Below are 19,651 nucleotides of genomic sequence, written 5' to 3' on the forward strand. Positions count from 1 at the left end.
GCAAGCAAATCTACAAAATCGGAGCCGGTGGGCCCACTGCCGGGTCAGCACAGGACCGACCCCTCTTCGGGTCACTGAGCCCCTGAGAGCAACTTTTTCTCCTGACCCGATTTGCTGTCGTGCCGGGAAGCATTTTCCTGCGCTTGTCAAAGGCATGTCGCTCGGAAGGGGATAAATTTTCGACCCCTTCAATATTTTATCCCCGCCGTTGCTGGAGTATCCAGCGACTCCCGGGCCGACTTCACTGCCGGGGCCGCTTACTCCACGCGCACGGTGCTGCACGAGTCGGCCTGGTGCACCACCCGGAACTGCCGACCCTGTGCCAGAGCTCGTTGGGCGGCCCTTCCGCATACTACGACGAGCGTACCGGGAGGCAACAGGTTTTCGGCGCCGTACACCACCATCACGGTATCACGCCGCGCCTGCCGGGCTTCGAGGGCATAGTATTCCAGCGGAGCGTTGTAGAACAGGGTGCTCTGGTCGGAGCCGGCGTGCAGGGCGGTGTAGCGGCGTGCGGGCAGGGGCACGCCGTCCAGCTGACGCAGGTAGCGGCCGTAGGTGAGCTGGGCCTGATTGTAGCGGCGCTTATACTCCTTGTTCAGGCGGCTGTGCAGGGCAATAACGGAAGGCACCAAAGCCAGCAGCACAATAGTTGCGGGCAGCCAGCGTCGGCGCCCGCTCGTCCGGGCAGCCCGCGCGGTCCGGCGTACCAGCAGCGTCAGGCCCCCGCCCAACACCAGGGCCAGCAAGGGGTAGAGAGGCGCATCGTACCAGGCCAGCTTGGTGCGGGCCAGGCTGATTAGTAGCATAAACACGCCGCCCGCCCACGCCGCCAGGGTAAAGAAGCGGTGCGCCGGCCGTGCGGCCGGTCGCCGGGCCAGCTGCCAGCCGGCCAGCAGCACCCAGGGCGTCCAGAGCAGGAATTTCTGTGACACAAAGCTGATCAGGTACCAGTACCAGGCCTCGTCGTGGGCTTCAATAGAGCCCAGCAGGCGTCCCCCCAATTCGTTTTGCCAGACGGCTTCCAGGTAGCCCGGCCCGGCCTGCTCCCGGGCCAGGTACCAGAGCGCGGGCGGGCCCAGGGCGAGAACCAGCGCCATCCAGGCAGCCGGCTGCCGCAGCAGCGAAAGCAGCCGCCCGCGCCGAATAACTTCAACGGCCAGCCCCGGCACCAGGAAAAGTCCCGCCACGCTTTTGGTGAGCAAAGCCAGAGCCACGGCCACCCCGGCCAGCAGCAGGAAGCGGCGCTGCCGGGTTTGCAGCCAGCCAAACACCGCCATTACCTGAGCCGTGGTCATCAGCACCAGCAAGGGCTCGAAGTCGCCGCTACGGGCCAGGTGGTCGCCCACAAAGCCTTTGCTTGCCAACAACGCCAGCCCGGCCAGCAGTCCCGCCAGCCGCCCCCCGAGCCAGCGCCGGGCAAAGGCTGCTACCAGCACCGTCAGCAGCAGGGCGGCCAGGGCGTTGGGCAAACGCAAGGCCCACTCCGAGTAGCCGAACGTGCGCAAACTCAGGGCCTGCAGCCACACTTCCAGCGGCGGCTTGGTGTTCCACAGATCCGGCTCGGCCTGGTACTGCGTCACGAGCCAGTTGCCCGAGCCCAGCATCCCGGCGGCATTCACCGCCTGCCGGGATTCGTCCCACATCTGCAGGGGCAGCGCGCCAAGGCGCCAGAACAGGGCAAAAAAGGCCGCCGGAACCAGGGGCAGCCACCACCAGCGGCGAAGCAAGGCATTGCGAAACCAGTCCGGGGCGGGGTGCTGCATTTTTGGGATTTGGGTATTCGTTTTTGGTTGGTTCGGTTAGTGGTTGGCTTACTAACTGTTATGCTGATCTAGTGTCCGCAGAGCGAAGGCCCTTATCAGGCTTGAAAGACTGGCTTCCGAACGGCAATCTACCTAACGACTCGCTCTGCGGTGCTAGGGTCCTTCGGCTTCGCCTCAGGATGACATTGCTCAACCACAAACAACGAGAAACCGACTACCAAAAACCATCCAAAACTACCCATTCGCCCCAACTTCGTTTGCCGGGCCCGGGACGTACCTTTGTTTCGGCCGGCCCCGACCCGGCCGGTTCTGAACCTACCTCCGCATGAAACCCACCGCCTGGCGCGAACTGCTTTTAAGTGCCATCTTCTACGGGCTGCTGTTCGTGGTCTTCAGCTGGCCCCTGGCGACCTGCTTCAGCACCGGCTTTCTGGGCCCCGATGGCAGCGACGCCAACCAGTACGTGTGGAATGCTTACAACTTCCGGGCGCAGCTGCTGGCCGGCTCTAACCCGTTCTACACCTCTTTGCTGCTGTTTCCGCAGGGCTCTTCCCTGATCATGCACACTTATACGCCCATCATCGGGCTGGTAAACGTGCTGCTGAACCAGGAAATCCTGGCCGTGAACGTCTGCCTGGCGCTGAGCTTCGTGCTGTCGGGGGTAGGGGCGTACCGGCTGTGCCGCCGCTGGGTTTCCAACCCGGTTCTGTGTTTGCTGGCCGGGGTCGTGTTTGCGTTTTCGCCTTATAAGCTAACGCACCTGCCGGCCCATTATCACCTGCTGCTTACCGCCCCGGCCCCGTTTTACCTGTACGCCTTCCTCGAAGCCTTCGCCTTCCGGGAAGGCCGGCTCTGGCCCCGGGTACGGCGGTGGAGCCAGGTGCTGATCTGCGTGGTGCTGGGGCTCATCACCCTGCTCAGCGACTATTACACGCTGTTTGGGCTGCTGTACTTCTCGGCGGGCTACGCACTGTACTATGGTTTCCGGCTGGGGCAGATCAACTGGCGCCGGCCCCGGCCCTGGCTGATTCTGGCCGCGGTGCTGGTGGTCAGCCACATTGCTTCCCGTCTGCTGATGCTCAGCGGGGTGCCCGACAACGCCGGCTTCTGGTGGGGCGGCGACCTGGCCGGCTACCTGCTGCCCCCGCTCAACAGCCGCTGGCTGAGTACACCGGCTACCGAGCAGCTGCACCAGAGCCGCATCTTCAACATGCCCGGCTCCGAGGAGAACGTGATGTTTCTTGGCTACTGCCTGCCGCTGGTTTTGCTGCTGCTGGCTTTCACCCGCCGCAGGCAGCCGGAGCAGCCTTCCGAGGCGGCCCGGCAGTGGCAGCCGCTGCCCTGGCTGCTGCTGCTGTTCTTTCTGCTGACGCTGCCCGAAATCAAGGTATTTGGCAAAGGAATCCTGCGGCTGCCCACCGGCTTTCTGCACTACATCCCGTTTTTCAACAACATTCGCTGCCCCACCCGGCACGTGTCGTACGTCGCGCTGCTGCTGCCCCTGGTTTCGTTTGCTCTGCTCGACCCGTGGCTGCGGGCCCGGGTGCGGCCGGCCCTGCGCTGGGCGGTATCGGGGCTGCTGCTGGCGGTGGTATTGGTCGAGTTTCAGCCCCGGCCGGCCCCGGTGCTGCGGGAAAGCAGTATCCCGCTGGCTTACCAGCAGGCGGCGAATCTGCTCGGCGACGCGCTGTTTCCGGTTCCCTTCGGCCTGCTCGACGGCTACCAGCACAAGGGGCAGATGAGTCCGAACGAGCTGTTCTACCAGACCCGCCACCACAAAAAGCTGCCCGGGGCCTACATTTCCCGCATTCCCCAGGCTACGTTTGACGCATTCGACCAGGACCCGGTGCTGCACGCCCTGCTTGTCCTGCAGGAGCACCCCGATACCACAGTGGCCCCTGCCACGCCCCAGCAGGCGGCAGCCTTTCTGCGCACGTACCGCCCCTCCGCCTTTATTATTGCTCCCCGGTTCCGCAACACCAATGTGGAGCGGTACCTGCATGCGCTGGTGCAGGGACAGGGCTACCTGGAATGGAGCGTCGACGGCTACGGGCTGTGGCCGAAAGAGGCCATGCTGCCGCAGCGCTAGCGCGGGGCCGGGTCGGTGGCGCGGCGGGCAAAGTAGCGGCGGGCAGGAGCCGGGATGGGCTTCCGGCGCCGGAGAATGACCAGCGGCTCCCGGTCGTAGAGCGTCTCCCAATCCCCCGACTGCTGATACGCGCTCAGCTGCGCTTCCAGCTCGGCTTCAGAGAGCGGATAGGGATTGTCGTGGCGCAGCACGGCCAGGTAGTTGGCGTTGGCGACGAACGGAAAAGGGTAGATATAAGCCCGGGCCGCCAGATGGGGCGTCAGCGGCGAGAGGGCGCTGACGGCCGCGTCGGTCGGAATCAGCTGCAGGGCGCGGTGCACCTCGGCTACGTCGAACCCGCGGCGGTAGTGGCGGGGCAGGTAGAACTGGGTGGCGCTTTTGTCGTGCCACTTCGACACCCGCACTTCCAATGAAACGATGGTAGCCGCCAGCGTAACCACGGCCGCTACCACCGCCAGCCGCACGGCCCGCTGGGGCGTGGTGCCCATCAGTGCATGGCCCAGGGCTACACTCAGCACCGGTACAAACTCGATGGAATACTGGTAGTTGAGGCCCCAGTGCACCAGCTGGGACGACAGCAGCTTCTGGGCGTAGATCGGGGCCAGCATCAGCAGGTAGGCCGGGCGGCGCAGCAGGGCGTACCCGCCCGAAATCAGCACCATGATGTGCAGCTCCGTTTTAATCCAGTCCCCGGCCGGGTCGCCGAGCTGGTTTTGAAACAGCAGGCCGAGCACGTAGCCGGGGCGGGTGAAAATAGTCTGGAGCAGGGCGCCGGGGGTGCTGCCCAGAGCTGCATAGTTCTGCTGGTGATAGAATGCCCGGCCTTCGCCCAGGGCCGGAATGGCCACCTTCACGACCAGCAGAAAATACGCCGCCGCCACCGCCGCCATGCCCAGCGCCAGCAGCACGCGCCCGCGGTGCTGCCAGTGCAGCCAGGCTAAACCCAGTCCCACGAATACCAGCCACAGCGCCATATTTTCCTTGCTGATCAGCATCAGCAGGGCAATGCCCACCGCAGCGGGGCGGCGGTCCTGCTCGAAGAACAGAAAAAGCCAGGGCAGCAGCATAGCCGCCACCACGTTGTCGTGGTAGTCGAAGGCCAGGGCCGAGTAGATGCCCCAGATGCTGAAGAACTGGGCCAGCAAGGCCAGCGCCGCGGTTTGCTGCCGGCCCCGCGTGCGGAAAAGGTGCAGACGGTAGGTGCCGTAGCCGCCTATCAGCACCGCCACGATCTGCACCACCACCAGCGTATAGGAGCCCAGCAGCCAGTACAGCGGCGACCATACCGGCTGGAGCAGCATGAAATGGTCACCCAGCAGGTTGTTGTACTGCATCACCGAGTTCACGTTCCAGCTCAGGTGGGCGTAATCCCAGATGGCCTGGTTGAAAATGCCCAGGTCGTAGGCGAACGTGCGGAAGGTATAGTGGTTGACGACGGCCAGCAGGGCGTAGCACAGGCCGAAGAAGGCCAGCAGCCCCAGCAGCCAGGCGCGCTGTCGACGGGGAGATAAGGCGACCGGAGCGAAGCGGGAAAGCATGAATCCGCTTAGTGGTGGGGCGGGGCCGCCGCCTGGGCCATTTCCTCCGCCGTGGGCGCCAGGGCCTGATTGGCCGGGGAGTGGGGAATGTTGGTGTCCGAGATGATGTAAAGCGGGCGGCGACGCACGTTGGCGCTCAGGCGGGCCATGTACTCGCCAATGATGCCGATGGCAATCAGCTGCACCCCGCCCAGAAACAAGATGCTCACCATCAGCGAGGCCCAGCCCGGCTCGTAGTCACCGGTCACGAAGCGGGCGTAGAGGGTGTACAGCATCACCAGAAACGCCACCGCCGACACCAGAAAGCCACTGTAGGTAGCCGCTTTCAGGGGCACATCGGAAAAGCCGGTGATGCCATCCAGCGCCAGCTTGATCATCTTGCTGTACGTGTAGCCGGTTTCGCCCCCGGCCCGCTCGGCGCGGTCGTACTCGAGGTAGGTTTGCCGGTAGCCGATCCAGGAAATCTGGCCCCGGATAAACTTGTTCTGCTCCGGCATCTGCTTGAGCGCCTCCACCACCTTGCGGGTGATGATGCGGAAGTCGCCGGTGTCGACAGGAATCGAAATGTGGGTGATGCTGGCCAGCAGGCGGTAAAACAGCTTGGCCGTGGCTTTCTTGGCGGCGCTTTCGCCCTGCCGGGAGCGGCGTTTGGCGTACACCACCTCGTAGCCTTCCTGCAGCTTCTGGTACAGGCCCGGAATCAGCTCGGGCGGGTCCTGCAGGTCGGCATCGATAATTACCACCGCTTCCCCCACCGACAGGTCGAGCCCGGCCGTGACGGCAATCTGGTGGCCGAAGTTGCGGCTGAAGTCGATGTAGCGGACCCGCGGGTCGCGGGCGGCCAGGTTCTGCACCAGCTGCAGCGACTTATCCCGGGAGCCGTCGTTGATAAAGATGAACTCGTAGCGCAGGTTCATCGGGTCCAGCACCCCGCTCAGGCGGGTGTAAAGGGCGGCAATGTTCGTTTCTTCGTTGTAAATCGGAATGACGACGGAGAGGTCCACGCAGGTAGGGATAAGGCGGAAAGTGGAATGGGGCGGCTAGTCAGCCTTGCGGGCAATGGCGAAGGTACTCACGCCCACCGGCAGGTTTATGCGGCGCAGCAGCAGGTTTTCCAGCCCGATCAGGGCCCGCAGCGACTTGTTCAGCACGGTAGGCAGCTTTAGCAGGTCACCGTTGGAGTTGCCGATGGTCGCCTGGGTTTTGCGCTGGAGCATCCGCACCACGCTGGTCGGGAAAAACAAGGTGAAGTTCCAGTAGGAGAGGCGCTCTACCTGCAGCCGGGCCGTGGTCAGAACCTTCCGCAGGTCGGTACCCGTGTAGCGCCGGAAGTGGTAGTTGACCTCGTCGTGCCGGCTCCACAGAAACGGAAAGGCGGGCACGAATACAATCAGCCGGCCGCCGGGCCGCAGCACGCGCTGCCACTCCCGCAGGGCCTGGGCATCGTCCTCGATGTGTTCGAGCACGTCGGAGGCAATAACCAGGTCGAAGCTGTTGTCGGCAAATTCCAGCCGGGCCCCGTCCATCACCGATACGTTGCTGAAGCCCCGGGCCTGGGCCAGCGCAATGCCTTTCTCGCTCAGGTCGATGCCGGTCAGGTTGTGGTAGCCTGCTTTCCGAAGGGCCAGCAGCAGCGGACCGCCCGAGCAGCCGATTTCCAGAATAGCGGCGTCGCTGGGAACGCGCAGCTCCCCCACCAGATCGAACACGGCCGAGCGCCGGGCGGCAAACCACCAGTGCTGCTCTTCCAGTTGATGGTACGTTTGTTCGTAAGCTGGGTGCATAGGGGGTAGGGTAGGGTCCTGATAAGCGGCCGGGCTGGCAGCGGCAAAGCCTGTATCCTGCCAGCCCGGTTCTCTCAAAAAATATACAATGACTACAAATATAACGGATGGTCACATCTACCACCTAGCCTGCGCTCAGGGACCGGGTAACTCGGGCCCAATGTTCAACAGCGCGGCGGCGTCTTCCGCCGTTTGCCCCGCCCAGATGCGCCGGATGGTTTCGACCTGTCCGGCTTCGGCCGCCGAATACAGCTGCTGGCCGGGAACCCCCGTTACGCTGCGCCGGCCGGGCAGCTGCAGGTAGACAGCCGGGTCGAGGAGCCGGGCCTGGGCCGAAGCATATACAAGCCACTGGTTGCGGAAGCCGGCGGGCTGGTAGGCAAACCACGATATCTCGTCGCGCCCCCACACCCAGGGCGGCTGCCCCGGCTGATTGGGCCGGGGAGCCACGCCGAAGTTGTCGAGCTCAGCCAGCATGGGCAGGCGGACCGTTAGCCAGCCGGTGGGCGTACGTCCGCCCTTGCTCTGCCCAAAGGGCGGACTTTCCCGGTCGCGCCAGCCGGGCACCAGCACGGCTCCCTGGCTGCTGTCGGGCAGCAGCGCCGTTTCGCGGGGACGGGCCGGGAAGGAGTGAAAGTCGAACAGCAGCTGCCGGAGCGAGTCGGGCAGGGGGCGGCGGGGAATCGGGTCGTAGTACTCGCCGTGTACGTGGGCGTCGCAGAGCACGAAGCCGCGGTTGCGGGTCCGCGCGTAGGCCCGGATCTGCCGCAGCATCCGCCACCAGGCGTGATGGCCCGGGTCGCGGCGATTCATCAGGTTTACTTGGCCGAAATGAATGGCTTCGCAGCCCGCATCGAGCAACCGGACGGCGCGGTAGTAAAACCAGAGCTGGGTTTCGGACCGGCTCATGTCGGGCACTCCCGGCGCAATGCCCGGGGGCTGGTTGTCCCAGCGCATCGACGGATTGCTTTCCTTGTAGTAAGCCGGGTACATCATGTCATCGAACCGGAAGTTGCGACCCGGCCCCAGCGTATCCTCCCCAAAAGCGGCCCGCACGGCATTGGGTACCGGCAGGTTGTTTACCCCCGGCGTCACAATCTCGAAAATGGCTCCCTGCACAATGATGCCCGGCACGGCGGCCTTGAGCTCCTCCACCATGCGGCGGGTCGAGTCGAAATCGGCCTGCTCCTGGGCGGGGGCATAAGGCGAATACCAGTAGCCGGCCGTGCGCCCCGCGAAACGGACGCCGGTGGTAGCCACCCAGGCAATGGTACGCCTCCGCTCGGCGGCCGGCAGGTCGGCCAGCCCCTGCAGGGTCAGGGCCTTTTCCAGATAGTAGCGCAGCAGGGGCTCGGTGATGCGCGGCCGGGAGGTGTCGGTAGCCGCGGCCATCGTCCGGTCGGGTGCCGGTTGGGCAAAGGCCGCGGACGGTCCGGCCACCGTCAGCAGCAGGAGAGCCGTCCACAGGATAGCGTAGCTGCCTGCCTGCCTGCCCCGGAAAAGCCCCGGCCTACGCCGTGCGCGTACGGTGCCGGATGCGGCGGGCTTTGGCGGGAGCTGCTGAAATAAGAGGGCCGGAAAAAGGTGTATCACGAGGGCAAAACGGGAGAGGAGCGGTGGAAGTATGCCAACGTGGGCCGGCGCCGCACTCCTGTGGTTCAGTCAAATCCGGCCCGGGCTAGAGGGCCGGACCCTTACGGCTCACCAGCAGCAGCGTATGGCAGGACTCATCCTGCTTCAGCTCCATAATCTGAAAGACGGAGTCGAGGCGGGCCGCGTAGTCCGGGTCGCAGACCAGGGCCACGGTGCCCGGCTGCAACACCCTCGGGGGCGTGGAAACCGGATAGATGGCAAGCTCCTTCTGGTGCTCCTGATACAGCATCTTGTAGAACGTGAGGGTCGCATTATAGCCCCCGCTGTAAAGTGCCGTCACGCTGTCGAGCTGTGAGTCTTTGTGCAGCGTGGTGCTGAGGTAGCGGGCCAGGTGCCCGTCGGGGCCGATGCCAAAGTCGCTGTACCGCAGCTTGATAATCTGGTTTACGACGGTTTCGTAGGGCGTGAAGAACAGCACCAGGGTAGCCAGCGTCCCGGCCAGCCACACAACCGGCCGCTTGGCGGCGGGCAGGTACTGCTCCCGCAGAGCCTGCAGAACCAACGCCAGTCCCAGCCCCACCAGCAACGCCAGCGCCGGGTAGATGGGCGCATCGTACCACTCCAGCTTGCTGGCGGCCGTGCTGATGACGATAAACCAGCTGCTGGCGAAGCAGGTGAGCAGCACCGCGGCCCAGCGCAGGCGGCGCACGGGCTGCACCAGCACCAGGAGCAGCGCCGGCAGCAGCAGCCACAGCCACGGCAGGAAGAGCCCGTTCCGGAACTGGTTGAGGTAGTAGTCAGCCGGGTGGCCGTGAATCTGCAGATCGGTCAGGTAGCGCCCGCCCAGGTCGTTGGCCAGCACTTCCTGCCAGTAGCCGGGGTCCGCCAGGTTACGGCCCGCAAAGTAGCCCACCACAATCAGCCCGAAGGCCGCCGCCGCGGCATACACGCGGGGCTGGCGCAGCAGCCAGAGCAGCCGGCCGCGGAAGAGGGTGTAAACCAGCAGGCCCGGCAAGGCCAGCAGGCCGGCCACGCTTTTGGTAAGAACAGCCGCTGTCAGGCCCACCGCCAGCCAGAGCAGGGCCCGGGAGCGGCTGGTTTCGAGGTAGCGGAACAGCGAGGTCCAGACCACGACCTGCCAGAAGGTGAGCAGGGCGTCGTAGTCGGCGGTGCGGGCTACGTGCAGCCGCACGTACCCGGTGCTGCAGACCAGCACAAGCCCCGCGAAAAAGCCGGCCAGCGGCATGCGCAGGTCACGGGCGGCAAAGCGGTAGAGCAGAATCAGGGTGCCCAGGGTAGCCAGGGCGGTGGGCAGCCGCAGCGCCCAGGTACTGTAGCCAAACAGCGTGAAGCTCAGCGCCTGCAGCCAGATGAGCAGGGGCGGCTTGGTGTTCCAGTGGTCGGGCTGGCCTTCGAAATGGGTGACCAGCAGGTTGCCGTTGCGCGACATCTCGGCGGCATTTACAGCCAGGCGCGACTCATCCCAGAGCTGAATGGGGTGGCGCCCCAGCTCGTAGAGGAGGGGGACGGCCGCCAGTAGCAGGAGCAGCAGTAAGAGTTGATTTTCAGGGTTGGTCAGCCACTTCCGGGTGCGGGCGGCATACCCGGCGAAGCGCGCAGGCTGGGAGACAGAAGCACTAGAAACCATTTATAACCAGATTAGACGAAAGAGAAGTGCTATTGACATAAACTGACTGCTAAATAAGAACAACGCAGAAGTAAAGGTAGAGAAAAGGTGGCCGGTGCTTTGGACCGGAACCCTGAATAAAATCAATACTTTTGCCGGAATACTCCGATGCCATGCACCCCACTACCCGGATTGAAACAGCCTTTTGGTACGGCTGTACCATTGTCATCCTGCTGGGAGCAGCCCTCTACAACGGCTTTCCACTGGTTACGTCCGACACCGGCGCCTACATCAACAGCGGGTTTCACTGGGACGTACCACGCGACCGGCCTATTATCTATGGCATCTTCCTGCGCCTGGCCAGCCTGCGGTATTCCCTGTGGCTGGCGGTAGGCGTCCAGTGTGCTATTCTGGCGGCGCTGCTCCTGCGCGCGGTGCGGGTGCTGGCTCCCCGAACCGTGGCGCCGGGCTGGCGCGTCGGCATCGTGCTGCTGAGCTCCTGGGCTACCGGCCTGGCCTGGTTTAGCGGGCAGGTGATGCCCGACATCTTCACCGGCATCGGGCTGCTGACCATGCTGCTGCTGTACTTCGACGACCACCTGGGGCGGCTCGGGCGCGGGCTGCTGCTGGCGCTGCTGCTGCTGTGCGCCATCATGCACTCGTCTAACCTGCTGACATTCTCCCTGCTGGGGCTGCTGGTGGCAGCGGTAGCCTGGGTAGTGCGGCACCGCACGCCGGTGTTGCCCGGGCGCCGGGTAGTGCCGGTGCTGGCCGTGGTGCTCAGCGGCTGGCTGGTGCTGCCTGCCATCCACGCGGCTTTTGGGGGCGGATTCGCCATTTCGCGCAGCTCCTACATGTTTCTGATGGGCCGGCTGGTCGAAAGCGGCGTGCTCGACAAGTACCTGGCCAAGCGCTGCGACAAAGACACCCCACCCGAGCTGTGCAAGTTTCGCAACGAGCTGCCCAACGATGCCATTACCTTTCTGTGGGACGGGCAAAGCGTGCCGAACCGGACCGGGGGCTGGGAAGCCCATGAAACCGAGTACAAGGCCATCATTCAGGACGTGCTGACCAGCCCGCGCTACTACCCGCTTTTGCTGACGGAGGCCATTCAGGCGACCCTGCGCCAGGTAGTCAGCGTCGAGCACGGCGACGGCTTGACGCCCTTCCGCGAAAACTCCAACCCCTTCTGGAAAGTGCAGGAGTCGTTTCCCTATGAGTTGCGGGAGTACCTCTCGTCGCGCCAAAACCAGAGCCGGCTCGACTTCACCGACCTCACGGCCCGCAACCAGCTCACGCTGCTGCTCACGGTGGGAGTTCTCTGCGCGGCCCTGGGTTCCCGGCTGCGGCACCGGCTTACGGCCCGGGAGCGGCTGTGGCTGCTGGTGGCTATTACGGGCATCGTGACCAACGCCGGCGTCACGGGCAGTCTGGCCAACGTGCTGAGCCGGCTGCAAACCCGGGTTGTCTGGGTTCTGCCTTTTTCAGTGCTTTGCCTGCTGGTGGCGCATGGCCCGGCCCTGCTTGCTTATCTTCGGGGCTGGCTACGGGCTACCCCTTCCGACGCTTCTTCAAATTAACCTTACGTTTCTTTTTCAACATGAAAAAAATAGCGCCTTTGCTTGGGCTCCTCGGTACGCTGCTGTCGGCCTGCTCCAACTCCGACACCGCTGCCCCGGACACGGCTAAGCTGATCACCAAAATGGACTTTGAAAGCGTGGAAGGCTGGATGCCCCCCACGCCGTCGCTGACGCGGGAGCAGGCCCACTCCGGTCGGTTCTCGGTGAAAGTGGACGGCAACAACGAGTTCAGCATGGGCTACAGCAATCTGCTCGGGCGGGTGGCTCCCTCGCGTCTGCGCAAGATAAAGGTGCAGGCCTGGGTGTACCTGGCCAGCGAGAAGTCGCAGGCCCGGCTCGGGGTACAGATTACCGACCCGGTAAGCGGCAAAGAGCTTTTCGGCGACGGTATTGCCCTGGGCGAGCAGGTAAAGGAGTACAAGAAGTGGAAGGAAGTCAGCAAGGAAATCTCCCTGCCCGACAACGTAACCGCCACCCAGAACCTCAAGGTATTTCTGTGGCGTGCGTCGGCCTCCGACGCCGCCTACCTGGATGACGTGCAGCTAAGCATCGTGGAGTAATCGGTTTCCTGCTCCGGGCTGACTTGGAGCAAACAATAATGGCGACGAACAGCGCGGCTCCCCGGAGCAGCTGTTCGTCGCCATTATTGTTTTTCTTAGCGGCCGGACCCTACCGGCCGCCCAGGCCGTATTTGATAATGCAGTAGATGGCCCGGAACCCGTCGCGCCAGCCGATTTTCTTGCCCTCGGCGTAGGTGCGACCGTAGTAGCTGATGCCCACCTCGTAGATGCGGATGTTGGGAATCTTCGACACCTTAGCCGTTACTTCCGGCTCGAAGCCGAAGCGGTTTTCCTCGAGCTTGAGGCTCTGAATAATGTCGCGGCGGAACAGCTTGTAGCAGGTTTCCATGTCGGTCAGGTTCAGGTCGGTGAACATGTTCGACAGGAAGGTGAGCATCTTGTTGCCGATGCTGTGCCAGAAGAACAGGATGCGGTGGGGCTTGCCACCCATAAAGCGGGACCCGAACACCACGTCGGCAAAGCCCTTCAGGATGGGCTTGATCAGAATGTTATACTCCTCGGGGTCGTATTCCAGGTCGGCGTCCTGAATGATGACGTAGTCGCCGGTGGCCTCGCGGATGCCGGTGTGCAGGGCTGCACCCTTGCCCTGGTTTACGGTGTGCTGCAGCAGGCGCAGCCCCATTTCCGGGTAGCGCGCCGCGTACGCCTGAATGGTTTCCACCGAGTTGTCGGACGAGCAGTCATTAACCAGGATAATCTCCTTCTGAATGTCGTTCAGCAGCTTCAGCTCGCGCAGCAGATCCAGAATCTGGTGGATGGTGCGGGCCTCGTTGTAGACGGGGACGACGATAGAAAGCTTGTCGAATTTTACCAAAGCTCAGAAGGGTAAGGATAGTCCGCTACAAAAATAGAAGCTTAACCGTAGCAAAACGCCACGATTTTCGAGCCCCCGGAAAGTTTTCTGACTGGTCTGAGCGGCTTAGAGGCTGCTGGTGCGTCCCCCGTCCACGGGCACGTTGGTGCCGGTGATGTAGCCCGCTGCCGGCGAAGCCAGAAACGCTGCCGCTGCCGCTACCTCCGCCGCCTGCCCGAACCGCCCGGCGGGAATCAACCGCAGCATGCCGGCTTCGATGTCGTCGATGCTCTGGCCCGTCTGCTCCACTTTTTTGGCAATCAGCGAGGTGTGGCGCTGGGTAAGGGTAGCTCCGGGCAGCACGTTATTGACCGTAATGCCAAAGCCGGCCACCTCGTTGGCCAGGGTCTTGGCCCAGCTGGCCACGGCCCCCCGAATGGTGTTGGACACGCCCAGGTTGGGCAGCGGCTGCTTGACGGAGGTGCTGATAATGTTGATGATGCGGCCGTAGCCGGCGGCTTTCATGCCCGGCACCAAGGCCTGGGCCAGCAGGTGGTTGCACACCAGGTGCTGGTCGAAAGCCGCCCGAAAGGCCTCGACGGGCGCGTCGAGCAGGGGGCCGCCGGCCGGTCCGCCGGTGTTGTTGATCAGGATATGAAAGCCGGCCGGGTGCTGGTGCAGGTAGGCCTGAAGCTGTTCGGCCAGCAGATCAGGGGCCGAAAAGTCAGCTGTCAGGTAGTCGTGGGTCTGGCCGTGGGTGGCGGGCAGCGCGGCGGCTACCTCGCGCAGGCTGGCTTCGTTGCGGGCCAGCAGCGTAACGGTGGCGCCGCGGCCGGCCAGCTCCTCGGCAATGGCCCGGCCAATACCCTGGGTGCTGCCGCATACCAGGGCCCGGAAAGAAGAAAGGTCGTCGGAGAAATACACGGGTTAAAAGTAGGCAAATTCCCGCCCGCCCCCGTCCGGTTGAGTGGTTTTGCGTAAGTTGGCACCCAGCATGAACGCAGTGGCTGAGCTGGCGAACCGGCCGGCAAAGCGGACCTGCCGGTAACCAGCGGGTAAGGCCCCGCCCGGTTTTCGTCCCGCAGCGCATTCGTTTACTGCACCCTCAGACCCTTTCCCACCTCAGCACCTTCAATCATAGTCCCATGCCCGTTGCCCGGCCTTTCAACTTTCAGAAGTGGATTGATGAGCACCGTCATTTGCTGAAGCCCCCGGTGGGCAACCAGCAGGTGTTCAAAGACAACAAAGACTTTATCGTGATGGTCGTAGGCGGACCCAACGCCCGCAAGGACTACCACTACGACGAAGGCGAGGAGCTGTTCCTGCAGATCGAGGGCGACATCGTGGTCAAGATTATCGAGGACGGCAAGCCGGTGGATATTCCCATCCGGGCCGGGGAGATGTTCCTGCTGCCGGCCGGGGTTCCGCACTCTCCCCGCCGCCCCGCCGGGACCGTAGGCTTGGTGCTGGAGCGCTACCGCACGGCCGGGGAGCTCGACGGCTTTCAGTGGTACTGCGAAAACTGCGGCACCAAGCTCTACGAGGAGTTTGCCGAAATCACCGACATCGTGCAGCAACTGCCGCCCATCATGAACCGCTTCTGGCAGTCGGAGGAAAAGCGCACCTGCTCGAACTGTGGGGAGGTGATGGCCCCGCCCGCGCCGGTGACCCCTTAACGCTTGCGCATGCGCTCCACCTACGTGTGGCTGCTGACGGCGGCGCTGGCGCTGCTGGCCATGTTTCAGGACCGCCGCTGGAAGCCGCTGGAAGTGTTCGACTGGGATGCCGGAGGGTACTACGTGTACCTGCCTTCGGCCTTTATCTACCACGACCTGGGCCGGGCCGACTCCCTGGCCCGGCTGCAAGCGGCTGTCCACGACCCCAGCCACCACCACAACATGGGCTTGCTGACGCTGGCCAACGGCCGCGTTATCTCGAAGTACCCGCTGGGCGTGGCCCTGGCGCAGCTGCCCTGGTTTGCCGGCGCCCACCTGTACGCGCAAGCCACCGGCCAGCCGGCCGACGGCTTCAGTCGGCCCTACCAGCAGAGCATAATGGTGGCCGGCCTGTGCTATGGCCTGCTCGGGCTCTGGGTTCTGCGCAAGCTGCTTTGCCACTACTTCGACGACGGCCCCGCGGCCTGGGCGCTGGCGGCGGTAGGGCTGGGCACGAACGCCTTTCACTACCTCAGCTTTGAGGCGGCCATGGCCCACGCCCCGCTGCTGCTGTGGCAGGCGTCCCTGCTGTACTGCACCGCGCGCTGGTACGAAACGCCCCGGCCCCGCTGGATCCTGGGTATCGGGCTGTTTCTGGGGCTGGCTGCACTTACCCGGCCAACGGAGGCGCTTTTCGCCCTGATTCCGCTGGCCTGGGGCATTACCTCGGCGGCGGGGATAAGGGGGCGGCTCGGGTTTCTCGGGCGGCACATAGGCGTAGTGGCGGGGGCCGTGCTGTTGGCCCTGGTCCTGGTCAGCCTGCAGCTGGTATTCTGGCGGGTCGTGAGCGGACAGTGGCTGGTATATACCTACGAAGACGGATTTGACTTCCGGCATCCCCACCTGCTCGACGGATTGTTCAGCTTCCGCAAGGGCTGGCTGCTGTACACGCCCCTGATGCTGGTAGCGCTGCTGAGCGTGGGCTGGCTGCGGCGCTGGGTGCCGGCTGCTTTGCTGCCCACGCTGCTGCTGGTGCCCGTCGTGCTCTACGTCACCTTTAGCTGGGAGCAGTGGTGGTACGGCGGCAGCTTCGGGCAACGCTCCCTTATCAGCCTGTACCCGCTGCTGGCGTTGCCGCTGGCGGCGCTGGTAGCGTCAACCCAAAACGGGCCGCGCTGGCGGTATTTCGCGGCTCGTACGGTGCTGGCCCTGGGCATTGTGCTCAACCTCTGGCAAACCCGGCAGTACAGCACCGGCGCGCTGGCCTGGGATAATACCACGGCCGAAGCATACCGGCACAACTTCTTTAAGCCAAAGCCCGACTAGCGCGCGTCGGTTGTATTTCAGGGGAATGACGCACCACGGCCACTTGGCACCGGTCGTTTTGCCCGCTAGCTCAGTGGCTTACACCGGACGTTTAAAGGCTGGGACGCCCTCGGGCTGATTTGTATATTTGTCGGCACCCGCCCCGCTTTCTACCCGTGCTGAAAATCGACATCCACACCCACATTCTGCCCGAGCGGTGGCCTGATCTGCGTGAGCGGTATGGCTACGGCGGCTTTATCCGGCTCGAGCACCACAAGCCCTGCTGCGCCCGGATGATGCAGGACGACAAGTTCTTTCGCGAAATCCAGGACAACTGCTGGGACCCCGAGGTGCGCATCCGCGAGTACGACCAGTTCGGGGTGGACGTGCAGGTGCTCAGCACGGTGCCGGTGATGTTCAGCTACTGGGCCAAGCCCCTCGACGCACTGGATCTGAGCAAGCTGCTCAACGACCACATTGCCGGCGTGGTCGGCCGCTACCCCGACCGGTTCGTGGGCCTCGGCACGGTGCCCATGCAGGCCCCCGACCTGGCCGTGCGCGAGCTGGAGCGCTGCGTAAAGGAGCTGGGCCTGGCCGGTATTCAGATCGGCTCCCACGTCAACGACTGGAACCTCGATGCCCCCGAGCTGTTCGAGGTGTTTGCCGCCGCCGAGGAGCTGGGCGCCTGCGTGTTCGTGCATCCCTGGGATATGATGGCCCAGCAGAAGATGCCCAAGTACTGGCTGCCCTGGCTGGTGGGCATGCCCGCCGAAAGCACCCTGGCGCTGTGTTCCCTGATCTTCGGGGGCGTGCTGGAGCGCCTGCCCAAGCTGCGCGTGGCCGTGGCCCACGGCGGGGGCTCGTTTGCCTCCACCATCGGCCGCATCGAGCATGGCTTCCACGTCCGCCCCGACCTCTGCGCCGTCGATAACCCCGTGAATCCGCGTGAGTACCTGGGCCGGTTCTGGGTTGACTCGCTCGTGCACGACCCGCTGATGCTCGACTACCTGGTCAAGACGCTGGGGGCCGACAAGATTGTGCTGGGCACTGACTACCCGTTTCCGCTGGGCGAGCTGGAGCCCGGGCAGCTGATCGGCTCCATGCCCTACTCCGACGAACTAAAGGCCCGGATGCTGGGTGCCAACGCCCTGACCTGGCTTGGCCTGCCCCAGACCCAGTTTGCCAAGCCCCTGGTGCACTAGCCGGCGGCCGGCAGGGCCGGAATTTTGTGGTCCCGCCCCGTGGCCGGGCTGCCTATCTTTGCCCCAATGACTTCCTTTCAGAACACTCCTGCCTTTGCCGCCGGGCTCGATGCCCAGGACCCGCTTCGTTTGTTTCGTCAGCGTTTCCACATCCCGCCCGGCCCCAGCGGCCAGGAAAGCATCTACCTGTGCGGCAATTCGCTGGGTTTGCAGCCTAAAGCCGCCCGCGCCGCCGTGGAGCAGGAGTTTCAGGATTGGGAGCGGCTGGGCGTGGAAGGCCACTTTCACGGCACCTCTCCCTGGATGCACTACCACGAAACGCTGACCGACGGCTCGGCCCGCCTGGTAGGAGCCCGCCCGGTGGAAGTGGTGGTGATGAACAACCTGACCACCAACCTGCACCTGCTGCTGATTTCGTTTTACCGCCCCACCGCTACCCGCTACAAGGTGTTGATGGAAGGCGGGGCGTTTCCGTCGGACCAGTATGCGCTGGAATCCCAGGTGAAGCTGCACGGCTACGCCCCCGACGACGCCATTGTAGAGCTGGTGCCGCGGCCGGGCGAGCATACCCTGCGCACCGAGGACATCGAGGCCCGGATTCAGGAGTTGGGCGACTCGCTGGCGACCATCATTCTGGGCGGAGTAAACTACTATACCGGGCAGGCCTTCGACATGGCCGCCATCACCCGGGCCGGCCACGCGGTAGGGGCTATGGTTGGTTTCGACCTGGCCCACGCTGCCGGCAACCTCGAGCTATATTTGCACGACTGGGACGTGGATTTTGCCTGCTGGTGCACCTATAAGTATCTGAACTCCGGGCCCGGCGGCACCAGCGGGGTGTACGTGCACGAGCGGTTCGCCAACTGCCCCGACCTGCCCCGCCTGGCCGGCTGGTGGGGCCACGACCCGTCCGACCGGTTTCAGATGAAGAAGGGCTTCCGGCCTATGCCCGGGGCCGCCGGCTGGCAGCTCTCTAACGCCCAGATCTTCCCGATGGCCATTCACCGCGCCGCGCTGGCTATTGTGGACGAGGCCGGAGGCATGGCCGCGCTGCGCCGCAAGAGCGAGCAGCTCACCGCCTACCTGGAATTTGTGATTGGCGACCTTCACCTGCCGGCGTCGACGCTCGAAATCATTACGCCGGCCGACCCGGCCGCCCGGGGCTGTCAGCTTTCCGTGCTGGTGCACCGGCAGGGACGGGAGCTGTTCGACTTCCTGGCTTCCCAGGGTATCGTGGCCGACTGGCGGGAGCCCAACGTAATTCGCCTGGCCCCGGTGCCGCTGTACAACTCGTTTGCTGACGTGCAGCAGGTGGGCGCAGCCTTGGCTTCCTGGGCTGCCGGCGCCCGGTAGCGGGTTGGTTGTTCTTCCCGCATTTCCGTAAAAACCGAATGGCTGCCCCAACGGGCGGCTGATAGACTTATAACCTCAAGGAACCCACGCAATGGCCGAAGAATACGCGGATAAAATGGCCCGCAAAACCGACGCCGAGCTGCGCGAATACATTTCGGGCCGCGCCCAGTACCGCGAGGATGCCGTGCTGGCCGCTTTCGACGAGCTGGCCCGCCGGGGGCAGCCCCACCCCGACGAAGCCGCCCTCCGCCCGGAGCTGGAGCAGGTAGTTCAGGAGCAGCAGAAGCAGGCGGTTGCCGCCCGGCAGCTGGCCGAGCGTGAAACCGAAGCCGAGCCCGAAGCCAATCTGCCGGCTTTGTACTCGAAGGGCACGATTGCCATGTTTTCGATGCTGCCGATGTCCATGATGATTGGCGGGGGTGTGCTGCTGGGAATGAACCTGTTCCGGCTCGGCCGCAAATGGGCGCTGCTGGGGCTGGTGGGGTTTGTAATCGGCTATGTGCTGCTGGGTGGGCAGGTGCTGAACTGGGCCATTCTGCAGCAGGGCCTGGACCCGTTCGTGGGAACCTTGCTGTTCAATGTGCCGGCCACGCTGATTTATATTTTCTGGTTCTGGCCCCGCTACGTGCAAGCCACTGCTTTCCGGAGCCGGGGCATCATGCTTCCCATCGTCATCTGCTTTCTGATTGTGTGGGGCCTGCAGAAAGCCATGCCCTACCTGATTAAGCAGCAGCCGAAAGAGGTCCGGGACAAGGTGGAGCAGCTTATGAAGCGGCAGCAGTAAG

Annotated in this window: 16 protein-coding genes; 8 read left to right on the forward strand and 8 right to left on the reverse strand. The window is 64.0% G+C overall.

Annotated features, from left to right (window positions below):
* Window positions 1-257 precede the first annotated feature (257 nt).
* Window positions 258-1,766: an ArnT family glycosyltransferase gene (locus LJY25_RS05425; protein ID WP_227607222.1), complete on the reverse strand. Its 1,509-nt coding sequence runs from the start codon at window positions 1,764-1,766 to the stop codon at window positions 258-260.
* 325 nt (window positions 1,767-2,091) lie between these two features.
* Here LJY25_RS05425 and LJY25_RS05430 point away from each other — a divergent pair, with 325 nt between their 5' ends.
* Complete coding sequence (locus LJY25_RS05430; protein WP_227607223.1) at window positions 2,092-3,855, forward strand: hypothetical protein; 1,764 nt, start codon at window positions 2,092-2,094, stop codon at window positions 3,853-3,855.
* On the opposite strand, the gene LJY25_RS05435 is transcribed toward LJY25_RS05430, so the two are convergent.
* From LJY25_RS05435 to LJY25_RS05455, 5 genes are all read right to left on the reverse strand, one after another.
* The gene (locus LJY25_RS05435; RefSeq protein ID WP_227607224.1) at window positions 3,852-5,393 is read right to left on the reverse strand and encodes a DUF2079 domain-containing protein; all 1,542 of its coding nucleotides are present in this window, start codon (window positions 5,391-5,393) and stop codon (window positions 3,852-3,854) included. The genes LJY25_RS05430 and LJY25_RS05435 overlap by 4 nt on opposite strands.
* Before the next feature lie 8 nt (window positions 5,394-5,401).
* Window positions 5,402-6,397 (reverse strand): glycosyltransferase family 2 protein, encoded by a 996-nt coding sequence (locus tag LJY25_RS05440; RefSeq protein WP_227607225.1) that lies wholly within the window; start codon window positions 6,395-6,397, stop codon window positions 5,402-5,404.
* Between the two features lie 36 nt (window positions 6,398-6,433).
* A complete protein-coding gene (locus tag LJY25_RS05445; protein ID WP_227607226.1) occupies window positions 6,434-7,177 on the reverse strand; it encodes a class I SAM-dependent methyltransferase in 744 nt (247 codons plus the stop codon).
* A gap of 135 nt (window positions 7,178-7,312) precedes the next feature.
* The gene (locus tag LJY25_RS05450; RefSeq protein WP_227607227.1) at window positions 7,313-8,617 is read right to left on the reverse strand and encodes a hypothetical protein; all 1,305 of its coding nucleotides are present in this window, start codon (window positions 8,615-8,617) and stop codon (window positions 7,313-7,315) included.
* Window positions 8,618-8,855: 238 nt separating this feature from the next.
* Window positions 8,856-10,418: an ArnT family glycosyltransferase gene (locus LJY25_RS05455; RefSeq protein ID WP_227607228.1), complete on the reverse strand. Its 1,563-nt coding sequence runs from the start codon at window positions 10,416-10,418 to the stop codon at window positions 8,856-8,858.
* A 152-nt stretch (window positions 10,419-10,570) separates the two neighbouring features.
* Here LJY25_RS05455 and LJY25_RS05460 point away from each other — a divergent pair, with 152 nt between their 5' ends.
* Both LJY25_RS05460 and LJY25_RS05465 read left to right on the forward strand, forming a co-directional pair.
* On the forward strand, window positions 10,571-11,977 hold the full coding sequence (locus LJY25_RS05460; protein ID WP_227607229.1) for a hypothetical protein: 1,407 nt from the start codon (window positions 10,571-10,573) through the stop codon (window positions 11,975-11,977).
* A 20-nt stretch (window positions 11,978-11,997) separates the two neighbouring features.
* Window positions 11,998-12,537, forward strand: coding sequence for a carbohydrate binding domain-containing protein (locus LJY25_RS05465; protein ID WP_227607230.1), 540 nt, complete (start codon window positions 11,998-12,000; stop codon window positions 12,535-12,537).
* Between the two features lie 109 nt (window positions 12,538-12,646).
* Here the strand turns inward: LJY25_RS05465 and LJY25_RS05470 are convergent, their stop codons facing one another.
* Window positions 12,647-13,372, reverse strand: coding sequence for a glycosyltransferase family 2 protein (locus tag LJY25_RS05470; protein ID WP_227607231.1), 726 nt, complete (start codon window positions 13,370-13,372; stop codon window positions 12,647-12,649).
* Between the two features lie 105 nt (window positions 13,373-13,477).
* The gene (locus LJY25_RS05475; RefSeq protein ID WP_227607232.1) at window positions 13,478-14,275 is read right to left on the reverse strand and encodes an SDR family oxidoreductase; all 798 of its coding nucleotides are present in this window, start codon (window positions 14,273-14,275) and stop codon (window positions 13,478-13,480) included.
* A gap of 221 nt (window positions 14,276-14,496) precedes the next feature.
* Here LJY25_RS05475 and LJY25_RS05480 point away from each other — a divergent pair, with 221 nt between their 5' ends.
* The 5 genes from LJY25_RS05480 to LJY25_RS05500 all read left to right on the forward strand — a co-directional run bounded on the left by LJY25_RS05480 (window position 14,497) and on the right by LJY25_RS05500 (window position 19,650).
* Window positions 14,497-15,027, forward strand: coding sequence for a 3-hydroxyanthranilate 3,4-dioxygenase (locus LJY25_RS05480; protein ID WP_227607233.1), 531 nt, complete (start codon window positions 14,497-14,499; stop codon window positions 15,025-15,027).
* A gap of 9 nt (window positions 15,028-15,036) precedes the next feature.
* A complete protein-coding gene (locus tag LJY25_RS05485; RefSeq protein ID WP_227607234.1) occupies window positions 15,037-16,332 on the forward strand; it encodes a glycosyltransferase family 39 protein in 1,296 nt (431 codons plus the stop codon).
* A gap of 155 nt (window positions 16,333-16,487) precedes the next feature.
* Window positions 16,488-17,513 (forward strand): amidohydrolase family protein, encoded by a 1,026-nt coding sequence (locus LJY25_RS05490; RefSeq protein ID WP_227607235.1) that lies wholly within the window; start codon window positions 16,488-16,490, stop codon window positions 17,511-17,513.
* Between the two features lie 66 nt (window positions 17,514-17,579).
* Window positions 17,580-18,866: a kynureninase gene (gene kynU / locus LJY25_RS05495; protein ID WP_227607236.1), complete on the forward strand. Its 1,287-nt coding sequence runs from the start codon at window positions 17,580-17,582 to the stop codon at window positions 18,864-18,866.
* 91 nt (window positions 18,867-18,957) lie between these two features.
* A complete protein-coding gene (locus LJY25_RS05500) occupies window positions 18,958-19,650 on the forward strand; it encodes a hypothetical protein (RefSeq protein ID WP_227607237.1) in 693 nt (230 codons plus the stop codon).
* Window position 19,651 lies beyond the last annotated feature (1 nt).

Origin of the sequence: Hymenobacter translucens (assembly GCF_020685205.1) — a bacterium.
GTDB lineage: Bacteria > Bacteroidota > Bacteroidia > Cytophagales > Hymenobacteraceae > Hymenobacter > Hymenobacter translucens.

What these genes read in the sequence shown, in the direction of transcription:
- LJY25_RS05425 (WP_227607222.1), bottom strand. Translation starts at nt 1,766, where the DNA reads ATGCAGCACCCCGCCCCGGACTGGTTTCGCAATGCCTTGCTTCGCCGC.
- LJY25_RS05430 (WP_227607223.1), top strand. Translation starts at nt 2,092, where the DNA reads ATGAAACCCACCGCCTGGCGCGAACTGCTTTTAAGTGCCATCTTCTAC.
- LJY25_RS05435 (WP_227607224.1), bottom strand. Translation starts at nt 5,393, where the DNA reads ATGCTTTCCCGCTTCGCTCCGGTCGCCTTATCTCCCCGTCGACAGCGC.
- LJY25_RS05445 (WP_227607226.1), bottom strand. Translation starts at nt 7,177, where the DNA reads ATGCACCCAGCTTACGAACAAACGTACCATCAACTGGAAGAGCAGCAC.
- LJY25_RS05455 (WP_227607228.1), bottom strand. Translation starts at nt 10,418, where the DNA reads ATGGTTTCTAGTGCTTCTGTCTCCCAGCCTGCGCGCTTCGCCGGGTAT.
- LJY25_RS05460 (WP_227607229.1), top strand. Translation starts at nt 10,571, where the DNA reads ATGCACCCCACTACCCGGATTGAAACAGCCTTTTGGTACGGCTGTACC.
- LJY25_RS05465 (WP_227607230.1), top strand. Translation starts at nt 11,998, where the DNA reads ATGAAAAAAATAGCGCCTTTGCTTGGGCTCCTCGGTACGCTGCTGTCG.
- LJY25_RS05480 (WP_227607233.1), top strand. Translation starts at nt 14,497, where the DNA reads ATGCCCGTTGCCCGGCCTTTCAACTTTCAGAAGTGGATTGATGAGCAC.
- LJY25_RS05485 (WP_227607234.1), top strand. Translation starts at nt 15,037, where the DNA reads ATGCGCTCCACCTACGTGTGGCTGCTGACGGCGGCGCTGGCGCTGCTG.
- kynU (WP_227607236.1), top strand. Translation starts at nt 17,580, where the DNA reads ATGACTTCCTTTCAGAACACTCCTGCCTTTGCCGCCGGGCTCGATGCC.
- LJY25_RS05500 (WP_227607237.1), top strand. Translation starts at nt 18,958, where the DNA reads ATGGCCGAAGAATACGCGGATAAAATGGCCCGCAAAACCGACGCCGAG.